General features: G+C 73.1%; 18 protein-coding genes. 7 read left to right on the top strand and 11 right to left on the bottom strand.

The window, feature by feature from the left end:
- Positions 1–2: 2 nt before the first annotated feature.
- Positions 3–854 (bottom strand): hypothetical protein, encoded by an 852-nt coding sequence (locus CP976_RS22660; protein WP_150482020.1) that lies wholly within the window; start codon positions 852–854, stop codon positions 3–5.
- Between the two features lie 146 nt (positions 855–1,000).
- Between CP976_RS22660 and CP976_RS22655 the strand changes: the two genes are divergently transcribed.
- Entirely contained in the window at positions 1,001–1,375 is a 375-nt protein-coding gene (locus tag CP976_RS22655) for a DUF6479 family protein (protein WP_150482019.1), read from the top strand.
- A gap of 53 nt (positions 1,376–1,428) precedes the next feature.
- A complete protein-coding gene (locus CP976_RS22650; RefSeq protein WP_150482018.1) occupies positions 1,429–1,917 on the top strand; it encodes a hypothetical protein in 489 nt (162 codons plus the stop codon).
- On the opposite strand, the gene CP976_RS22645 is transcribed toward CP976_RS22650, so the two are convergent.
- Together CP976_RS22645 and CP976_RS22640 are read right to left on the bottom strand one after the other, a co-directional pair.
- Positions 1,911–2,648: a carboxypeptidase regulatory-like domain-containing protein gene (locus CP976_RS22645; RefSeq protein ID WP_150482017.1), complete on the bottom strand. Its 738-nt coding sequence runs from the start codon at positions 2,646–2,648 to the stop codon at positions 1,911–1,913. The genes CP976_RS22650 and CP976_RS22645 overlap by 7 nt on opposite strands.
- 436 nt (positions 2,649–3,084) lie before the next feature.
- A complete protein-coding gene (locus CP976_RS22640; protein ID WP_167537391.1) occupies positions 3,085–4,767 on the bottom strand; it encodes a glycoside hydrolase family 13 protein in 1,683 nt (560 codons plus the stop codon).
- Positions 4,768–5,065: 298 nt separating this feature from the next.
- Here CP976_RS22640 and CP976_RS22635 point away from each other — a divergent pair, with 298 nt between their 5' ends.
- A complete protein-coding gene (locus CP976_RS22635; protein ID WP_150482015.1) occupies positions 5,066–5,998 on the top strand; it encodes an LAETG motif-containing sortase-dependent surface protein in 933 nt (310 codons plus the stop codon).
- A gap of 44 nt (positions 5,999–6,042) precedes the next feature.
- On the opposite strand, the gene CP976_RS22630 is transcribed toward CP976_RS22635, so the two are convergent.
- From CP976_RS22630 to thrS, 3 genes are all read right to left on the bottom strand, one after another.
- Positions 6,043–7,554 carry an AAA family ATPase gene (locus CP976_RS22630; RefSeq protein WP_150482014.1) on the bottom strand — a complete coding sequence of 504 codons (1,512 nt, stop codon included), beginning with the start codon at positions 7,552–7,554 and terminating at the stop codon, positions 6,043–6,045.
- Positions 7,555–7,669: 115 nt separating this feature from the next.
- Positions 7,670–8,629, bottom strand: a complete 960-nt coding sequence (locus tag CP976_RS22625; protein ID WP_150482013.1) for a nucleoside hydrolase — start codon at positions 8,627–8,629, stop codon at positions 7,670–7,672.
- Between the two features lie 128 nt (positions 8,630–8,757).
- On the bottom strand, positions 8,758–9,978 hold the full coding sequence (gene thrS / locus CP976_RS22620; protein WP_190146872.1) for a threonine--tRNA ligase: 1,221 nt from the start codon (positions 9,976–9,978) through the stop codon (positions 8,758–8,760).
- Between the two features lie 366 nt (positions 9,979–10,344).
- On the opposite strand from thrS, the gene CP976_RS22615 reads away from it, so the two are divergent.
- Entirely contained in the window at positions 10,345–11,148 is an 804-nt protein-coding gene (locus CP976_RS22615) for a hypothetical protein (protein WP_150482011.1), read from the top strand.
- 17 nt (positions 11,149–11,165) lie between these two features.
- Here CP976_RS22615 and CP976_RS22610 read toward each other — a convergent pair whose 3' ends face one another.
- From CP976_RS22610 to CP976_RS22595, 4 genes are all read right to left on the bottom strand, one after another.
- On the bottom strand, positions 11,166–11,954 hold the full coding sequence (locus tag CP976_RS22610) for a GAF and ANTAR domain-containing protein (RefSeq protein ID WP_150482010.1): 789 nt from the start codon (positions 11,952–11,954) through the stop codon (positions 11,166–11,168).
- Positions 11,955–12,200: 246 nt separating this feature from the next.
- Positions 12,201–12,950 carry a TIGR03943 family putative permease subunit gene (locus CP976_RS22605; protein ID WP_150485453.1) on the bottom strand — a complete coding sequence of 250 codons (750 nt, stop codon included), beginning with the start codon at positions 12,948–12,950 and terminating at the stop codon, positions 12,201–12,203.
- On the bottom strand, positions 12,947–13,954 hold the full coding sequence (locus CP976_RS22600; protein ID WP_150482009.1) for a permease: 1,008 nt from the start codon (positions 13,952–13,954) through the stop codon (positions 12,947–12,949). Before CP976_RS22600 ends, CP976_RS22605 begins: the two co-directional genes overlap by 4 nt.
- A 70-nt stretch (positions 13,955–14,024) precedes the next feature.
- Entirely contained in the window at positions 14,025–15,368 is a 1,344-nt protein-coding gene (locus tag CP976_RS22595; RefSeq protein ID WP_150482008.1) for a helix-turn-helix domain-containing protein, read from the bottom strand.
- 115 nt (positions 15,369–15,483) lie between these two features.
- Between CP976_RS22595 and CP976_RS42995 the strand changes: the two genes are divergently transcribed.
- Positions 15,484–15,654 (top strand): hypothetical protein, encoded by a 171-nt coding sequence (locus CP976_RS42995; protein ID WP_167537390.1) that lies wholly within the window; start codon positions 15,484–15,486, stop codon positions 15,652–15,654.
- A 24-nt stretch (positions 15,655–15,678) separates the two neighbouring features.
- Here CP976_RS42995 and CP976_RS22590 read toward each other — a convergent pair whose 3' ends face one another.
- The gene (locus CP976_RS22590) at positions 15,679–16,005 is read right to left on the bottom strand and encodes a winged helix-turn-helix transcriptional regulator (RefSeq protein ID WP_229875433.1); all 327 of its coding nucleotides are present in this window, start codon (positions 16,003–16,005) and stop codon (positions 15,679–15,681) included.
- 211 nt (positions 16,006–16,216) lie between these two features.
- Here CP976_RS22590 and CP976_RS22585 point away from each other — a divergent pair, with 211 nt between their 5' ends.
- Positions 16,217–17,002, top strand: coding sequence for an MBL fold metallo-hydrolase (locus tag CP976_RS22585; RefSeq protein ID WP_229875435.1), 786 nt, complete (start codon positions 16,217–16,219; stop codon positions 17,000–17,002).
- A gap of 98 nt (positions 17,003–17,100) precedes the next feature.
- Positions 17,101–17,760: a LysE family translocator gene (locus tag CP976_RS22580; RefSeq protein ID WP_167537389.1), complete on the top strand. Its 660-nt coding sequence runs from the start codon at positions 17,101–17,103 to the stop codon at positions 17,758–17,760.
- The last annotated feature ends 6 nt before the right edge of the window (positions 17,761–17,766 follow it).

The following is a 17,766-nucleotide window of genomic DNA, read 5'->3' as shown; positions in this document are numbered from 1 at the left end:
GGTCAGAGGCCGTAGCGGCTCTTCAGATGGCGCCAGAAGTCACGCAGCATCCACTTGTCGAACTCGGTGATCTGCGTGGCGCTGCCCGCCTTCATCAGGAAGCAGCACTGGCCGGTCGGCGACCAGTCGTAGAAGTCGTCGAGGCCGAAGGTGTGGCCGACCTCGTGCAGGTAGATGTGGATGTTCTCCTGGTTCAGGGCACCGGTGAAGTACTCCTGGCCCATGCGCTGGCCCCAGTCACCGCCCGCGCCGCCGCCGAAGCCCTTGGTCAGCCACAGTGACTGGTCGTAATGGCGGGCGGCGCCGCCCGGGCACTTCGAGTAGTTGCCGTCCTGGTGGAAGAAGCGGCCGCAGTCCGGGGCGCACTGCGGGGCGCCGCCGCTGTCGAGGATGCCGGTGTAGATGTCGACGGAGTTGTCGGTCCACTGGAGGGTGGAGCGGTTCTTCACCGCCCAGCCGACGATGTTGACGGGGACGTTCGTGTAGGGCCAGGCGTTGTGCCCCTTGCCGTTCTCGGTCATGGCCGTCATCCACTTGCCGAACTGCTTCTTCAGCGCGGCGTGGATCCGGTCGCGCAGGGCGGCGCTGACCGGGGCGTCGGACTCCCAGCGGACGCAGTAGTTGACGCTTCCACGGTTGGCCATGACCTGGTCCCAGCCGTAGTTGCGGAAGCCGTACAGGTTGCCGTAGGTCGACTCGACGTGGTTCCACACCTCGTTCAGGGGCTGGACGAGGTGCGCGGGCGGGTTCCACTCGTCGGCGGCCTGCGCCTTGCCGCTCGCCATGCCGGGGGTGGCCAGCGCCGCCGCCAGCACGGCGAGCACGGTGAGCAGCCGTGCGAGGTGTCTGCGCATGGTGATCTCCCTCGTGTGTGGGGGGGGACGGGGTATCACCGTCAGGTCGTCGCAGGCGCCGCGGAGGTTGCCCGCGCGTCCGGGGCGGATGGCCAGGTCGGGACATTGCGGGCGCTTTATCGCATTACGTCGGCGATAATCGGAGCATGAGTACGGCAACGTATGAACTGCTGGCGGCGTCCTCAGATCACGCGGTCGCCGTGACCATCGCCTTCATCGGCGGGGCGGTCATCGCCCTCGCGCTGATCTGGTCCGTGCGGGTCGGCATGCGGGTCATGGACAAGGACACCCACCACCCCGCCCCCGAGGAGCAGCCGCACCTCCCGGACGGCGGGCCGGTCCATGAGATGCGGGAGATGCGGGAGCCCGACGAGATGCCGGTCGTGACGCGCGACGGCCAGCGGCTCCTTCCCCATGAGCTGCACCACGCGAGCACCAGGACGGGCAAGGACCAGAAGCCCCGCCGCTGGCTGCCCGGGTCCAGCGGATCGTTCGGCGGCGGCGGCCTCGGGCACACGTGACGCCGCGGCGCCGTGAGGCCGTAAGACGTCGTCCCAAGGACCAGGGAGGCGACATGGCTGCTGCCCGCCACCGGACGCGCTGGGCGACGGGCGGTGCGGCGCTGGCGCTCGCCCTGTCCGCCGTGCTCACCGGCTGCGGCGGCGACAGCCCCGCGGACACCGCCCGCAAGGCGGAGTCCGCGGTCGGGTCGATCGCCTCGCAGGCCTCCGAGGCCGTGGAGTCGGCCACGGCGGAGGCCGGACGCCGGCTCGACGACATCCGCGGCGGCATCGACGTCAAGGGCGATGTGAAGGTCGGCGAGACCACCGTCGGCTCCGACGACCGGGCCCGGGCCGAGGTCACCGTCGACAACACCGACGACTCGGCCAGGTCCTTCGCCGTCCAGGTCGACTTCGACGACGCCGGGGGCCGGCTGATCGACACGGTCATCGTCACCGTGGAGCACGTGCAGGCGGGCGACTCCGCCACGGCCACCGCCCGCAGCACCCACGACCTGTCCGGCGAGGTCCGGGCCGAGGTCGCCCGGGCCGTGCGCTACTGACCGGCGCCGGCGTCCGCCACCGAGATGTCGATCTGCTCGCTCAGGGCGCTCACCCCGTTCAGGGTGGCGACCGCCTGGAGCCGGTTGGCGCCCGCCGGGAACGCCGGGCCCGGGGTGCAGGCCCAGGTGCCGTCGGGGGCGGCGGTGGTCACGCAGGCCTCCCGGTCGTCCTTGTCGCGGACGGTGATCCGGGCGCCGGGGTGCGCCGTACCGGCGATCGGCGGCCGGACGTCCAGCGGCACGCCGGACAGCGGGCGGGTCAGCGTCGGCCCGGCCAGCCCCACGGTCACGGCACACCGGCCGCCCGCCTGCCGCACGCCGTGCGCGTCGGTGATCAGCAGGACGCAGTCGCGCAGCCGCGTGCCGGGCACGGCGTCGGCGGGGACCGCGAGCACGAAGGGGAACGTACGGCTCTGCCACGCCTGCCCGGCCGCGTCGCCGGTGACGGTGTACGTCCCGCTACGGCCGTCGGCGGCGACCCGGCCCAGGTAGCCGGGCGCGTCGAGCGGCGTGGCCGTCACACGGGCGCCCCGGGGCGCCGTCAGCGTCAGCGTGGCACCCGGCGCCACGCCATGGGAGCCCGCGACCGCGACGATCCCCTCCCGGCCGGGTGCGATGGTCGCGGCACCCCACAGCTCGCCGTCCCGGGCCGTCGCCGACGGGCCGGGCAACGCGAGCACCCCCGCGACGACGGCCCCCGCCACGGCTGCTGTCTTCCTGGACCTGTTCATGGCGGGCGGGGCTCCCTGTGCGGACGTCGACGGCACTCTGCCGGCGATTCTCGCGGGGCCTTCCCGCAGGTGGCGCCTATTGCTGGGCCGTGCGGGTGGCGGACGCCGGGCGCCCGCACAGCGGTGGGCGCCCCACGCGGGCGCGTACCGGCGCAGGGCACGCACCGGCCGCCGTGACCTGTACGCCGCCCGGGCCGCCGTGCCCGAGCGCCGTCCGGCCCCCTGCCGGTGCCGGACCGGGCGCCCCGCACAGCGGTGGGCGCCCCACGCGGGCGCGTACCGGCGCAGGGCACGCACCGGCCGCCGTGACCTGTACGCCGCCCGGGCCGCCGTGCCCGAGCGCCGTCCGGCCCCCTGCCGGTGCCGGACGTTCGGGCCCGGCCGCCTCCGCTCGCCCCGCCGCGTCGGTACCCGGCGGGGCGAGCAGGGCCCGGGGCTACCGCCCGAGCCACACCGTCGTGTCCGGCCCCAGCCGGCCGTCCTCCAGTGGGGCGCTGCTCAGCAGCACCTCACCGGCGGGCAGCGGGACCGCCGTGCCGGACAGGTTCGTCACGCAGCGCCAGCCCTCGCAGCGGTCGAACTGGAGCACGCCGTCGGGGACGTCCGCCGCCCAGGTCAGCTCCTCCCCGTCGAGCAGTTTGCGGCGCAGCTTCAGGGCCGTGCGGTACAGCTCCAGGGTCGAGCCCTCGACGCCGTCCTGCGCCTCGACGGCGTAGGCGGCGAAGCCGGGCGGCTGCGGCAGCCAGGCGCCGCCCGGCCCGAAGCCGTACGACGGTCCGGTCGTGGTCCACGGCAGCGGCACCCGGCAGCCGTCGCGGCCCTTGCGGACGTGGCCCGTCTGTTCCCAGATCGGGTCCTGGAGCACCTCGGTGGGCAGGTCGGCGACCTCGGGCAGACCGAGTTCCTCGCCCTGGTAGACGTAGGCCGAGCCGGGCAGCGCCAGCATCAGCAGGGTGGCCGCCCTGGCCCGGCGCAGCCCGGCCGCCTCGTCGACGGCCGGGGCGTGACCGCCGGAGAGCAGCCAGGCGTTGAGGTCGGTGCCGGGCGGGAGCATCAGCCGGGAGGCGTGGCGGACGACGTCGTGGTTGGACAGCACCCAGGTGGCCGAGGCACCCGCCGCCCGGGCGGTGGCCAGCGACTCGGTGATGACCTGCCTCAGCTCTGCCGCGTCCCAACCGGCCTCCAGATACTCGAAGTTGAAGGCCTGGCCGAGCTCGTCCGGACGGGCGTACAGCGCGCGCCGTGCCCCGGGCACCCACGCCTCGGCGACGGCCATCCGGGGCGGGCGGTAGGCGTCCAGGATCTTGCGCCAGTCGCGGTAGATCTCGTGCACGTCGTCGCGGTCGTAGAAGGGGTGCGTGCCCGGCGGCATGCCGGTGAGGGCCTCCTCGCGGCTCAGCTCGGGCGCGCCGAGGTCGCGCAGCGGTTCGCTCAGGTCCTTGACGAGGGCGTGGGCGACATCGACCCGGAAGCCGTCGACCCCGCGGTCGGACCAGAAGCGCAGGGTGGTGCGGTAGTCGGCGCGGACCTCCTGGTTCTCCCAGTTGAGGTCGGGCTGTTCGGGGGCGAACAGGTGCAGGTACCACTGGCCGTCGGGGACCCGTTTCCACGCGCTGCCGCCGAAGACGGACTGCCAGTCGGTGGGCGGGAGTTCGCCGTGCTCGCCGCGGCCGTCGCGGAAGACGTACCGGTCGCGGGCCGCGGAGCCGGGCCCGGAGCGCAGCGCTTCCTGGAACCAGACGTGCTGGTCCGAGGAGTGGTTGGGCACGATGTCGACGATGACCTTCAGGCCGAGCCGGTGCGCCTCGGCGACCAGGGCGTCGAAGTCGTCGAGGGTGCCCAGGCGCGGGTCGACGCCGCGGGGGTCGGCGACGTCGTAGCCGCCGTCGGCGAGCTCGGACGGGTAGAAGGGGCTCAGCCACAGGGCGTCCACGCCCAGGGCGGCGAGGTGGGTCAGGCGTCGGGTGATGCCGCGCAGGTCGCCGAGGCCGTCACCGTCGGCGTCGGCGAAGCTGCGGGGATAGATCTGGTAGACGACGGCCTGGCGCCACCAGTCGGGGTCCCGGGACGACAGGTCGAGGGTGGAGCGATCGGTCACGCGGTCTCCTTCGCAGGGCATACGGGCGACAGCATTGAATCTGTCCAGAATGCCGGAAAAAGGAACCATCGCGTTGATCGGAGTGATCCATTCCCGCTGTGATGAAAGTGTGATGACGGAGCAACTCTCCTTGCATACCCGCAGGTTGACAGCCTGCTGCGGCACGGCCACGATGGGGGCGCACTGAGGCGCATGTGACCAATGAGCCCAGTGTTTCTCAGACCACTCACCCCGGTGTGGCCCCCGGCAGCCGTGCGCCGCGCGCTGCCCGCTTGCCGTCACCCGGGTTCAGGCACACGCCAAGAAACGGGATACCCCTATGTCCATAGCGAGACGTGTCACCGCGCGCCGCCTGCTGGGGACGGGCGCCGCGGCCCTCGCCCTCTGCGCCGCATCCGCCACCACCGCGTTCGCCACCGGTTCGCCCGGTGGTGACGGCTGGTCGTCCGGCGGCACCTACAAGCCCGGAACCGGCGCGGGCACGGAGACCGGGACCGACCGCTGCCAGTTCTCGCTCGACGGCGTGAACTTCTTCGACTCGGTGAAGGTCGACGACCAGAACCTGAAGCCGACCGAGGACGGCAAGGTCCACATCAAGGTCCGCACGGCCGGCGACGCGACGACGTGCACGGCCTCCCTGGCCTCCTACCTCGCGCACGGCGCGACCTTCGAGACCTCCGGCGAGCAGGTGTTCGTCGACTTCGACACGGTCACGGTCAAGCCGGGCGGCACCGACTCGCTCGACATCGCCATCCCGGACAAGGGCTGCTTCGGGCAGATCGACCTCTACCGGGGCGCGGTGAAGTTCGACGGCGACCTCGAGGCGAAGGACGGCTTCGAGCACGGTGAGCTGCCCAAGGGCCCGGACCGTCCGGTCATCAAGGACAAGCTGATCGCGGCCTGGAACGGCGGCACGAAGGACTGCACGACGACGCCCCCGCCGGCGGAGCCTCCGGCGAGCTCGACGCCCCCGGCCACCCCCTCGAAGCCGGCCGAGGAGACCACGCCGCCGGCCACCCCGTCGGAGCCCGCCGAGCCCTCGACGCCCCCCGCCACGGAAACGGACACCCCCACCCCGTCCGCCTCCGAGTCGACGACGCCCCCGGCCCCCAAGCCGAACGGCGGCGGTGGCGACCTCGCCGAAACGGGCGCCAACAGCAGCACGGGCCCGATCGCCATCGGCGCGGCCGTGCTCCTGGCGGGCGGCGCGGCCATGGTGGTCGTGACCCGCAGGAAGCGCGCGACGCGTTGACGTCCGATGGGGCCCGGGGCTTCCGAGCCCGGGGCCCCATCTCTCTAGGGCAGAACGGCCGTCGGCGTCGCCCGACCGTAGAGCTCGTCGAGGCCGATCAACAGGACACCACCCCGCTCTGCCTCGTCCCGCAGGGCATCGCTGAAACCGGCAGCGCTGAAGCACGCCAGACCGCATCGCGTGGTGTCCATCCCCCGCCCGGCAAGGAGTTCCCGGGCCCGCTCCAGACGCCCCAGGTGGCTCACTCCCATGAGGGTCCCCCACTTCGCCTCACCGAGCAGCGTGACCGCGGACTTGTTCCCACCGGACCCCGGCTCCACCACGGCTACGTCGATCTGGATCTGCCGACGCTCCCTCGAGTCGGTCACCACGCCGCTGCCGATCTCGCCCAGTGACGTGTCGAGCAAGGAGCGGCCCGGTCCGAGCACGTACTCGCGGCACATCGCCTCGAAATGCGGACCGGCCACCTGCGCCGCGAAGCGCTCCGACGACTGCGCCCAGACCTCCGCGGCCTGACCGCTCTCCAGGCGCGCCCAGGCCGGGCGCATGACGGCCTCATAAAAGGTGATCAGCGGCTCGGTGATGCGGTACTGGGACTTGCCGGCCCGGAAGATGTCCGCCTCCCGCACCAGGAGGTGACTGTCCTCCAGGACGTTCAGCGGATGCGAGATGTCGACGGACTTGCGACCGATGTAGCCGGCGATGCCGCCTCGCGTCGTGTTGCCCTGCGCCACGGCCGCGAGCACCGAGTGGTACAGCGCGGTGTCACGGATGTCCGCCTCCTCTGCAAGCAGATACCGGGCCTCTCGGAAGAGCGGACTGAACGGCGCCAGGACGGTGCGGCACACCCAGTCGTCGAAGTCGCTCATACCCGCGGGAACGTCATCCGCCAGGAACTGGCGGCGGTACGCGGGGGTACCTCCCACGATGGCGTGCAGTCGCGCGGCCAGCGCGGGATCGTCGGCGACGCTCCAGAAGTCCGCCGCGGGCCGGTATCCGAAGGGCCGTACGACAAGTTCCAGCTGCGCCCGGCCACGCAGAGGTGCCGTGGGGGCCAGCAGCCCGCCCATGACGGACATCGCTGAACCGCACAGGAGCAACCGCATACGGCTCTCCTCCACCTGGAAGCGGTCGATCGCGCGCTGGATGAGCGAAGGCAGTTCCGGGGCCACCTTCACCAAGTACGGGAACTCGTCGATGACCACGAGGAACGGGCTGTCCCTCCGCCCCGCCCCGGCGAGATCGAAGAGATACGAGATCGCGTCATCCCACGTGGCGAAGGAAAAGGGCACTGGCGAACCCGAGTGGTCTGCCAGAGCTGCACTGAACTGGCGGAGGGACTCCGCCTCCGTCCCCGCCGTGGCTCCGAAGTAGAAGCCTCCGCACTGCTCGACGAGCGCCCGCAGGAGGTACGTCTTCCCCATGCGTCGCCGGCCGCTGACGATCCCGAGCATGGCGTGCGGCCGAGGCCGGTTCACGAAGGAGGTGAGCGCGTCCCACTCGCTCCCGCGATCGTAGACACGCGACGGCTTGTCCGGCCTTGCCCGACGGTTCATGGGGCTCCTTGGAAGACTGCGGACGAGGAGTACACCCCTAAGGAGTGTACTCCTACGCTCTCCTCGCGCCCCGAGACGAGGCAGACCACGCAAAGGGAGCCGGCTTGTCCCAGGCTCAGTCCAGCGTCTTCAGCCACAGCTGCACGTACCGCTCCACGTCGACGCCCAGCGCCACGTCCACCAAGGGCTGCTCGCGCATGCCCTCGTGGATCTCGGACTCCCCGAGCCGTGGCCGGCGGTCGACGATCGTCTGGCCGCGCGCGGGCCCCGGCGCCAGGACGACCTCGACCGGCAGGCGCTCGGTGGTCAGGCCCTTCGGGTCGACGACCGCGCAGACCGCACCCGCGTCACCGAGGCCGCCCGTGGGCGTGGGGTCGCCCGACGTGGCCGGGTCCCGGTGGGCGAGCAGGTCACCGGCCATCCGCAGGCTCGGCTCCGCACTCGACCGCAGCCGCTGCACCTCCCCCGCGGGCACCAGAACCTTCTTGAACACGTCCAGGCCGTACATCGTGATCGGCACACCCGCGGTGAGCAGGACCGCGGCGGCCTCCGGGTCGTGCCACACGTTGAACTCCGCGACCGGGGTGGCGTTCCCGGTCGCCACCGCGCCGCCCATGAACACGATCCGCTCGATGTTCCGGGTCACCTCGGGGTGCGTCCGCAGCAGCAGCGCGATGTTCGTCAGGGGCGCCATGGGAATCAGCGTGACCGGCCTCGGCGAGGCGAGGATCTCGCGACGCAGCAGCGTCACCGCGTCCACGTCGACCGCCACGCGGGTCGGCGCGGGCAGCCCCAGGTCGCCCATCCCGTCCTGCCCGTGCACATGCCGTGCCGTCCGCACGGGCTCGATCAGCGGACGCTCGGCACCCCGGGCGACGGGGATGTCACCGGCACCGGCCACCTCCAGCACGGTCAGGGTGTTGCGGACCACGCCGTCCACGTCCGTGTTCCCGGCCACGCAGGTGATCGCCCGCACGTCGAGTGCCGGGTGCCGTACGGCGAACAGCAGGGCGAGGGCGTCGTCGACGCCTGTGTCGCAATCGATGATCACCGGAATACGCTGACCGTCCGTCACGGCGGTGGCTCCTTCCACTGTTCGAGCGCCGGGCCCGGACCGGGCTCCGCACGAGCGACCATACGGCCTGCGCCGACTCCGCCTCCGGGACGGGTCCCCGCCGGACGGACGGGGGCGCGAACCCGCTCCTACGCCGCCTCCCACAGCTCGGCGCCCCGAGCGGCCACCCGGTCCGCGATACGCCGCAGGAACTCGGCGGCGGGCAGGGCGGCCGGCCGCCGCCCGTCCCGCAGCCGCGGTGCCACCTGGCCCGCTTCGGCCTCCCGGCCGCCGATCACCGCCTGGTACGGGGCCAGTCGAGCGGCGCGGATACGGGCGGCGAGAGTGCCCTGGCCGGGGCCGGAGACCTCGGCGCGCAGGCCGAGTCCACGGGCGCGGCGGACGAGTTCGTGGGCGTGGCCGGCCTGGTCGTCCGCCACCGGGAGCACCACCAGCTGCACCGGGGCCAGCCAGGGCGGGAAGGCTCCGCCGTGGGCCTCGACGAGGTGGGCGACCGCGCGCTCCACGCTGCCGATGACGCTGCGGTGCACCATGACCGGGCGGTGCTTGGCCCCGTCGGGGCCGATGTAGTGCAGGTGGAAGCGTTCGGGCTGGTGGAAGTCGATCTGGACGGTGGAGAGGGTGGCCTCCCGCCCGGCGGGGTCGGCGATCTGCACGTCGATCTTCGGGCCGTAGAAGGCCGCCTCGCCCTCGGCGGCCTCGTAGGGGATGCCCGAGCCGTCCAGGACTTCGCGCAGCAGGGCGGTGGCCCGCCGCCACAGGTCCGGGTCCGCCACGTACTTGCCGCCCTGGCCGGGGAGGGAGAGGCGGTGGCGGGCGGCGCGGATGCCGAGGTCCGCGTAGGCCCGGCCGATCAGCTCCAGCGCGGCACGTGCCTCCTCGACGGCCTGCTCCAGGGTGCAGAAGATGTGCGCGTCGTTGAGGGTGATGGCCCGTACCCGGGTCAAGCCGCCGAGGACACCGGACAGCTCCGAGCGGTACATGCCGCCCAACTCCGCCATGCGGAGGGGTAGTTCGCGGTAGCTGTGGGAGCGGGAGCGGTAGATCAGGGCGTGGTGGGGGCACAGGCTCGGGCGGAGCAGGACCTGCTCCGAGCCGAGGTCCATCGGCGGGAACATGTCCTCGCTGTAGTGGTCCCAGTGCCCGGAGATCTCGTACAGCTCGCGTTTGCCGAGGACGGGCGAGTACACGTGCCGGTAGCCGGCCCGCTGTTCCGCCTCGCGGACGTACTCCTCCAGGGTGTGCCGCACGATCGCGCCGTCGGGCAGCCAGTACGGCAGCCCCGCGCCCATCAGCGGGTCGGTGTCGAAGAGGTTCAGTTCACGGCCGAGCCGTCGGTGGTCGTGCATGTGGTCCTGCATGGCGGGCTCCTCGGGTCTTGAGGCGAGCTCCCCCACCACGGCAAAGCCCCGGGGCACTCGCCCCGGGGCTTCGGACATCTGCGTCAGCTGTCAGCGCGCCGGGACACTCTCCGGCGTCGTCGTGAGAGACGGGAACGGCTTGGCGCGCTTCATGGGCGGGACCGTAACAGGAGGGCGGTGTGCGGGGCGACGGCTTTATGGCGGGCACCGGCCGCACATGCGCCCCCTCACCCGAACAGCCCGTCGCACTGGTGTGCCGCCCGTCGCGGTGGTGCCGTAAGAGCACGTACCCGATCTTGGAGAGTCCGCCCCGCCCCGAGGCACCTCCATGAACTTCCCGCAGGAGGCCCTCCGATGCCCCAGCCCCCGGCCGGCCCACGCGGCCCAGGTCCCCGCGCCCTCCTCGCCACCGCGCTGTCCGTGACGGCCCTGCTGGCCACGACCGCCTGTTCCGTCCAGGACGAGCCGCGGCCACGGTGGTTCTCCGCCTCCGCCACCCCCACCGGCGCGTCGCCCGCCGGCGAGCGGCCCGCGCGCTCCGGGGCCGGCCTCACCGAGGCCCAGGCACAGGCGGCGCTGATCACCGCAGCCGATCTGGGGGAGCCGTGGGGACCCACGCGGGGTGCCAGGACCTGGCGCGACGGGCTGCTCAAGGCGACCACGAAGAACCCTGACTGCCAGCGGCTGCTCGACGTCCTCTACTCGGAGGAACTCTTCGGCACCCCGGCCGGCCCGCAGGCGACGGCCGCGTTCGACGGCGCCGACACCGACGCCCAGTTGCGCTACCACGTCGCCGCCCATCCCCCGGCGGCCGCCGACCGCGCCCTGGCCTGGCTGAAGTCGCTGCCGGAGAAGTGCGGCGAGTTCACGGCCACGACCACGCGCGGCGGCGTCCAGACCGTCCAGGTCGGCGACATGCCGCTGCCGCCGGTGGGGGACGCCCGGCAGGCCCTGCGGGTCACCCTGGCCGGCGAGACGGAGGACGGGGAGCTGACGTACCTGACGATGGACCTCGCGGCCGTGCGGGTCGGCGAGGACACGATCACACTCACCAACGCCGGCCTCGACGAGGTGCACGAGGAGGTCACGCAGCAGACCGCGGAACTCGGGGCGCAACGCCTGTCCGAGATCAGGAAGCAGGGAGAAGCACGGATCTGACCGGCGCCGGCCGGGTCTCAGTACCGGTCGAAACGCCTGCGGTGGGCGATCACGTCGCGGGCCGCGTCGAGGGCCGTGCAGCCGCGTGCGAAGGCGTCTGCCCGCAGGCGCGCGAGCGCGTCGTCGGCGCTGATGCCGAGCTGCGCCATGATCATGCCGACGGCCTGGTAGACCTCCCCGTGGTCCGCGCCCAGCCCGCTCAGCCAGGGCTCCTCGTCCCGCCGCTCGGCCTCGGCCTCGCGCGGCAGTGCCATCAGGGCCACCGTCATGACACCGGCCACGAGCCGGGCCACGTGCAGTTGCCGGTCGGTGAGCCCGCCGGGGCTGTCGCGGTACAGGTCGAGGGTGCCGACGCACACCGCGTCGCTGCCCAGCGGCACCGCGTACACCGCCCGAACCCCGGCCTCGGTGGCCTGCTGGGCGAAGACCGGCCAGCGGCCCGCGTCACGGCCGGTCGTCAGGTCGCAGGCGAGCACGGGTGCCCCGTCCTGCACCGCGCTCTGGCAGGGGCCGTCGCCCAGCGTCGCCTGGATCTGCGCCAGGTGCGCGGCGTGCGCGCTGCTCGCGCTCAGCTGTACGGGCATGCCCTCGCTGCGCAGCGACACGCTCGCGCCGACCACCGGCAGCAGCTCGACCGCCACCTCGCACAGCCGTCCCGGGACCTCTCCGGGCTCGGCGCCGCGCACGCCCCTGGCGATCACATCGGCGGCCCGGAGCCCGTCCAGGTCCAGGTCACCGCCTCCTGTGCGCGGACCGGGGTCGTCGCCTGGGGCACCTGGGGGATCATCCCTGGGCCGCACGACCACCGCCTCCTTCGATCACCGGCCTTCACCATCGACGCTCTTCCGGGCCTGGCCCCGCCGGCTGCGGGACGGGCCGGTGAGCGCCTCCCGCCCGGGCCGGCCGGTGTGCGGCGGCCGCCGGGCCCTCCCGGAACCGTGCCCCGACGTCCTCCCGGAGTCGTGCCCCGAGTCCTCCCGGAATCGTGCCCCGACTACCCGTCGCAGGTGCGGCGAAACCCGTGCGACGGGCCACCGCCGCGGGTCCGGCCCTCAGCGCTTCTCGTACGGATTGTCCGGCTGCGGCACCCTCCGTACGGAGGTGGCGTCGAGGACCGGCGGCCAGGCGGCGTCCGAGCCCGGCTCGCCCTCCGGGTGCCAGGTGCCGGTGACCGTGACCCAGGTGTCGACGGGCGGGGCGCCGGCGCCGCGCACCTCGGCCTTGGCGGTGGTGGCGTCGGCGGCGCAGCAGGAGACGAGGAGGCGGGTGATGTACCAGGTGCCGCCGGCGTCGCGGGTGACGAAGCCGGTGAGCCGGACCGTGCGTCCCTTCAGGGAGCGGCCGGTGTCGTAGACCGCCCGGGAGCCGAAGTCGCCGAGGGTGAGGTCGAGCGGGTTCCCGGCCGGCAGGGCCGGGAAGGTGCCGACGCCCCGGGCCGCACGCCGGTCGGCCTCGCGATCGGCGCTGTAGGAACCGAGGGCGGGCGGCGGGAACAGCAGCAGGGCCAGGGCGGGGAGAGTGAGGAACCAGGCGACGCGAGGGCCGGCGGGGCCGTGGGTGTGGCCGGGGTGCGAGTCCGGATTCTCCGGGTCCTCCAGGACCTCCGGATCCTCCTGCTCCCCCGCCGTCCGCACCAGCACCGCCACCACCACCGCGAGCAGGACCAGCACCACCCCCGACACCACCAGATACGGCCGCAGCCCGACCTGCACGTACCGCAGATACAGGTCGCTGAAGAGCGACACCCGCAGGATCGCCGCGCCGACGAGGGCGAGCAGTACGGCCGGTCCGTAGCGCCTCACAGCAGCCACCACCCCACCAGGACGCTGCTCGCGACGGCCACCAGCCAGGTCACGGAGGAGAACCGCAGCGCGAAGGCCCTGCCGAACGTGCCCGTCTGGAGCGCGATCAGCTTCAGGTCGACCATCGGACCGACCACCATGAACGCCAGCCGCGCGGTGGGCGAGAAGCCGCTCAGCGACGCCGCCACGAACGCGTCGGCCTCACTGCACACGCACAGCACGACCGCCAGTACGGCCAGGAGCAGCACCGAAAGCCAGGCCGACCCGGTGAACACCTCCAGCAGCGACGTCGGTACGACGATGTCGAAGGTGGCCGCGGCCGCCGCGCCGACCACGAGGAAACCGCCGGCGTGCAGGAAGTCGTGCTGGAGGCCGGAGACGAAGGCACGCGGCCCGCCGCCCGGCTCGTGCGCGGTGGGGCGCTTCGGCGGCCGCAGCCACTCTTCCCGCCCGAACCGCGCCCACAGCCACCCCATCGCCACGGCCGTGGCGAGCGAGGCGACCAGCCGGCCGAGGACCATCTCCGGCTGCCCCGGGAAGGCGACGGAGGTCGCCACCAGGACGACGGGGTTGATCGCGGGCGCGGACAGCAGGAAGGCGAGGGCGGCCGCCGGGGCGACACCCCGCCGCATCAGGCTGCCCGCCACCGGCACGGACGCGCACTCGCAGCCGGGCAGGACGACCCCCGCAGCCCCCGCGACCGGCACGGCGAGGGCCGTACGGCGGGGCAGCAACCGCTGGAACACCCGCTCGGGCACGAACGCGCCGATCGCCGCCGACACGACCGTGCCCAGCAGCAGGAAGGGCACGCCCTGGACGGTGATCGCGGTGAACACCGTCCACCAGGCCGCGACGGGTGGCGTGTAGAGGTCGAGCGCCAGCATCGGCCCGAGCACCGACACGACCGTCCCGATGGCGAGCAGCGCGGCGCCCCCGAGGACGGCGTACACCAGGGCCCGCAGGCCCAGCCGTATGCCGTCGGCCACCGTCCGTTGGTTCTCCACGCTCCCCGCCCCGGTCGTTCGCGTCCCCGGAGGAGGCTAACCCGCACGACGGTGGGAAGCCCCTTTTCCCTCAGAGGGGAGGCTGTGCGGGCGCGGGCCCGAGGGTGGTGGTGCCGGGGGCCGTACGGTGGCCGAGACCCGTCCGGTAGGCGTCCAGGGCCGCCTCCACCCGCCCGGTGCGGCGCAGCAGGTCGCCGAGCAGGCGGCACAGGTCGGCCAGGTCGCCGGCCGCGCCCGCCCGCTCCAGCAGGCTCAGGGCGCGGACGTAGTGCTCCTCGGCGTCCTCGGTGCGGCGGGCGTCCTCGGCGATGATGCCGAGGAGGCGGTGCGCGGCGGCGGAGTGGACGGCGCCGCGCTCGGGGGACAGGTCGTCGAGGACGCCGTGCAGCAGGGCCGCCGCCTCCTCGGACTCGCCGCGCCGGTGGAGCACGTCGGCCAGTTCGACGGCGACCTGGCTGCTGTAGAGGGCGGCGCGCTTGGCCGACAGCATGCCGAGGGCCTCCCGCAGCTCGGCCTCCGCCCGCTCCAGCCGGCCGTCCTGGGCGTAGACGTAGCCGCGCATCCAGTGGCAGTTGGCGAGTTCGGTGCGGATCTGGAGGCCCCGGTACAGCTCGGCCGCCTTGGCCAGCGAGGCGTCGGCCTCGGCGAGGCGGCCCTCGGCGACCAGGGTGCGGGCGACCGACCGGTGCATGCGTGCGACCAGGGCCGGGTCGCCGGACTGGGGGGCGAGTGCCAGGGCGAACTCGGCGGCCTGGGCGGCGCGGGCGTGCGCGCCCATGTCCATGTACGGTCCGATGGCGCTGGCGTAGAGCAGCAGGAGGGCGTCGGGATCGTGCAGCCCGCCGCGATTCAGCTCGTCGAGGGTGGTCTCCAGCAGGTAGACGGCGTACCGGAGTTCCCCGGCGAGATAGTGCGCGACGGCCCGCCCGCGCAGCGCCGGGACCCGTGCGGGCAGCGGCGCGCCGGCCAGACAGGCCTCGGCCCGCTCGAAGTACTGCCGGCCGGCCACGAGTTCGCCCGTCTCCAGGGCGCACTCACCGAGCCCGAGCAGCGCGGCGGCCTGCTCCCCGGCCAGCCCCTGTGTCTCGGCCTCGACGAGCAGCTCGGCGTACTGCTCCGCCGCCGCCTCGGCCTCGCCGACGGCGAAGACGCGCTGGGCCTCGGTCAGCCGCAGCCGTAACTCCGTCACGAGCCGGGCCGAACGCCCGGTGGCGAGTTCGTCGAAGGCGACACCGAGGCGCCCGGCGAGATGCCGCAGGGCGTCGTCGGAGGGCCGCACCCGGCCCGACTCCAGGGTGGAGACATAGGCGGGGGTGTACACGGGCTCCGCCAACTGCCGCTGCGTCAGCCCGCGTTCGACCCGCAGCCGCTGCACCCGGCGCCCGATGGTCCCCGGATCATCCCGCTCCCCCACCCCAACTCCCCCTGCCCCTCTTGCCGTTCGGCTCCGACAGCCCCTAGGTTAAACCGAGAGTTAAACGCGCTTAATACACTGCTGTCATAGTCGCCGCCCCTGTTGCGAGGTCGCCGTGCTCGAACGCACACGCACCGCCGAGCGGTATGCCCGAGGCTTCGCCGCCGCCGTCGTCGCTGTCGCGACCCTACTGCTCGCGGCGAACGCGGGACCGGCGAGAGCGGCGGAGCCGCCGGAACTCCGCGGTGTCCAGGTCGCGGCCGAGGGAGGCGGGGGCGCCCCCTGAGGCTGTCTCAGTCGGGTCCGGGGGTCAGCCGAGGGTGTCCCGTCGCGCCGTGCCCCACTCCCACATGCTGCGCACGACCGGCTCCAGCGCCCGGCCCTGGCTGGTCAGGACGTAGCGGACGCGGGGAGGCCAGCCCGGGGTGCGGTGGCGTTCGATGACGCCCGCGCCGGTGAGCTGGGCCAGCCGGTCCGAGAGGACCTTGTCCGAGAGGGCGGGCAGGGCGGCGGCCAGCTCGGAGTACGTGGCCTGACCGCGGCGCAGGAACTCGCGGAGCACCAAGGGCGTCCACCGGCCGCCCAGCGTGGCGAGGGTGATGTCGACAGGGCATCGCGGTTCGTCGCCCGGCGGCACGAGGGCGCTGTCCGGACAGTCCGCCAGAGCACCTTCCTGACCACCCCCCGGTGCGTGTCCAACCGTTTGGTGAGTCACGTAGGCCCCTCCTAACGTCCGACGCGAACAGCCCGCCGCTTCTCCTCCAGGGGGCCTTGTGCGCATCCACCATCTCAACTGCGGTTCCCTACGCAAGATTCCACCGCTCGGCGAAGAGCTCACGGCAGGCGCCGTGAACCGCGAACGGGCCGCCGTCTGCCATTGCCTGCTCATCGAGACGGACTCGGACGGGCTGGTCCTCGTCGACACCGGCCTCGGCACCGCCGATCTACAGCACCCCGACCGGTCACTGGGTGCGGACTGGGTGGCCTACGCCCAGCCCGCGCTCAACCCCGAGGAGTGCGCGCTGCACCAGGTCGTCCGCCTCGGGTACGCGCCGCGGGACGTGCGGCACATCGTGCTCACCCACCTGCATCGCGACCACACGGGAGGGCTGCCGGACTTCCCCCACGCACGGGTGCATGTGCACCCCGACGAGTACCGGTCCGTCACCGACCCGACGGCAGCGCACCACCGGTACAGCCTCGACCGCTTCATGCCTTCCCACCGGGCGCACGACCCGCTGCTGACCCCCGCCCTCGCGGCGGAGAACTCCGAGTGGTTCGGCTTCCCAGGCGTGGCGCGGCCGCAGGGGATGGCGTGCGAACTGCTGCTGGTGCCGCTGCCCGGTCACTCGGCCGGACACGCGGGCGTCGCCGTGCGCGACAGCGGCGGAGGGTGGCTGTTGCACGCGGGCGACGCGTACATGTATCACGGCGAGCTCGAGCACACCCCGCCCCTTTCCCACCCCGTCCTCGAGCCGGTCCAGCAGGGAGCACAGACCGACGCCGCGGCTCGCGTCGCGACCCGCGACCGCCTGCGCGCCCTCCGACACGACCATGCGGACGAGGTCACCGTCTTCAGCGCGCACGACCCGTGGGAGCTTTCCCGCCTCGCCGCCCCCGGGCACGCCACCTGAGGCGTGATGGGCAGAACCAAAGACGAACAGCGCCATTCCTGCCCGATTCCGGGCAGGAATGTAGATCTTTCGGGAGTCCGGCCCTAGGGTGATCACTCATGATCTCCCTGGAGGCAATGGGGACTTTCACGCTGATAGTGGGACTCCTCACCCTCACTCCCGGACTGGACACCGCACTCATCCTGCGCACCGCGGCGCTCGGACAGCACCGTCGCGCCTGGGGTGTGGTCCTCGGCATCCAGAGCGGCACGCTGGTGTGGGGCACGCTCGCCTCTCTCGGTGTGACCGCGCTGCTGACCACGTCTCACCTCGCCTACCAGACCCTTCGCTGGGCCGGAGCCGCGTACCTGGTGTGGATGGGCGGCATGATGCTGTGGGCCACGTGGCGCCGTTCATCGAGCGAGAGCCCGCGGACGGCGGGGGCCGGGGCCGAGGCCGAGGCCCGGGCAGGCGCCGGTGACACCCTGCTCGGCGGCTGGCGGCAAGGCACTGCGACCAATCTCCTCAACCCGAAGATGGGCGCCTTCTACGTCGCGGTCCTCCCGAACTTCATCCCCGCCGGGACCTCGCACCTCGGTGCGGGCGTGCTCCTGGCCGGTGTGCACATCCTCCTGGCTGTCGCCTGGGCCTGCGCCCTGATCGCCTTCGCGCGCGTGCTGCGCGACCGCCTGCGCCGGCCCTCGGCCCGCCGCTGCCTCGACCGCGTCACCGGCACGGTCATCGCCGCTTTCGGCATCCGGCTCGCGCTCGGACAGTGAGCCGCG

Origin of the sequence: Streptomyces coeruleorubidus, from assembly GCF_008705135.1 — a bacterium.
In the GTDB taxonomy this organism is placed as follows: domain Bacteria; phylum Actinomycetota; class Actinomycetes; order Streptomycetales; family Streptomycetaceae; genus Streptomyces; species Streptomyces coeruleofuscus.
This window is presented reverse-complemented; position numbering and strand designations above follow the sequence as displayed.

Coding starts and splice junctions, on each gene's coding strand:
- CP976_RS22580 (WP_167537389.1), top strand. CDS start 17,101: ATGATCTCCCTGGAGGCAATGGGGACTTTCACGCTGATAGTGGGACTC.
- CP976_RS22635 (WP_150482015.1), top strand. CDS start 5,066: ATGTCCATAGCGAGACGTGTCACCGCGCGCCGCCTGCTGGGGACGGGC.
- CP976_RS22650 (WP_150482018.1), top strand. CDS start 1,429: ATGGCTGCTGCCCGCCACCGGACGCGCTGGGCGACGGGCGGTGCGGCG.
- CP976_RS22640 (WP_167537391.1), bottom strand. CDS start 4,767: ATGCCCTGCGAAGGAGACCGCGTGACCGATCGCTCCACCCTCGACCTG.
- CP976_RS22615 (WP_150482011.1), top strand. CDS start 10,345: ATGCCCCAGCCCCCGGCCGGCCCACGCGGCCCAGGTCCCCGCGCCCTC.
- CP976_RS22655 (WP_150482019.1), top strand. CDS start 1,001: ATGAGTACGGCAACGTATGAACTGCTGGCGGCGTCCTCAGATCACGCG.
- CP976_RS22660 (WP_150482020.1), bottom strand. CDS start 854: ATGCGCAGACACCTCGCACGGCTGCTCACCGTGCTCGCCGTGCTGGCG.
- CP976_RS22645 (WP_150482017.1), bottom strand. CDS start 2,648: ATGAACAGGTCCAGGAAGACAGCAGCCGTGGCGGGGGCCGTCGTCGCG.
- thrS (WP_190146872.1), bottom strand. CDS start 9,978: ATGCACGACCACCGACGGCTCGGCCGTGAACTGAACCTCTTCGACACC.
- CP976_RS22630 (WP_150482014.1), bottom strand. CDS start 7,554: ATGAACCGTCGGGCAAGGCCGGACAAGCCGTCGCGTGTCTACGATCGC.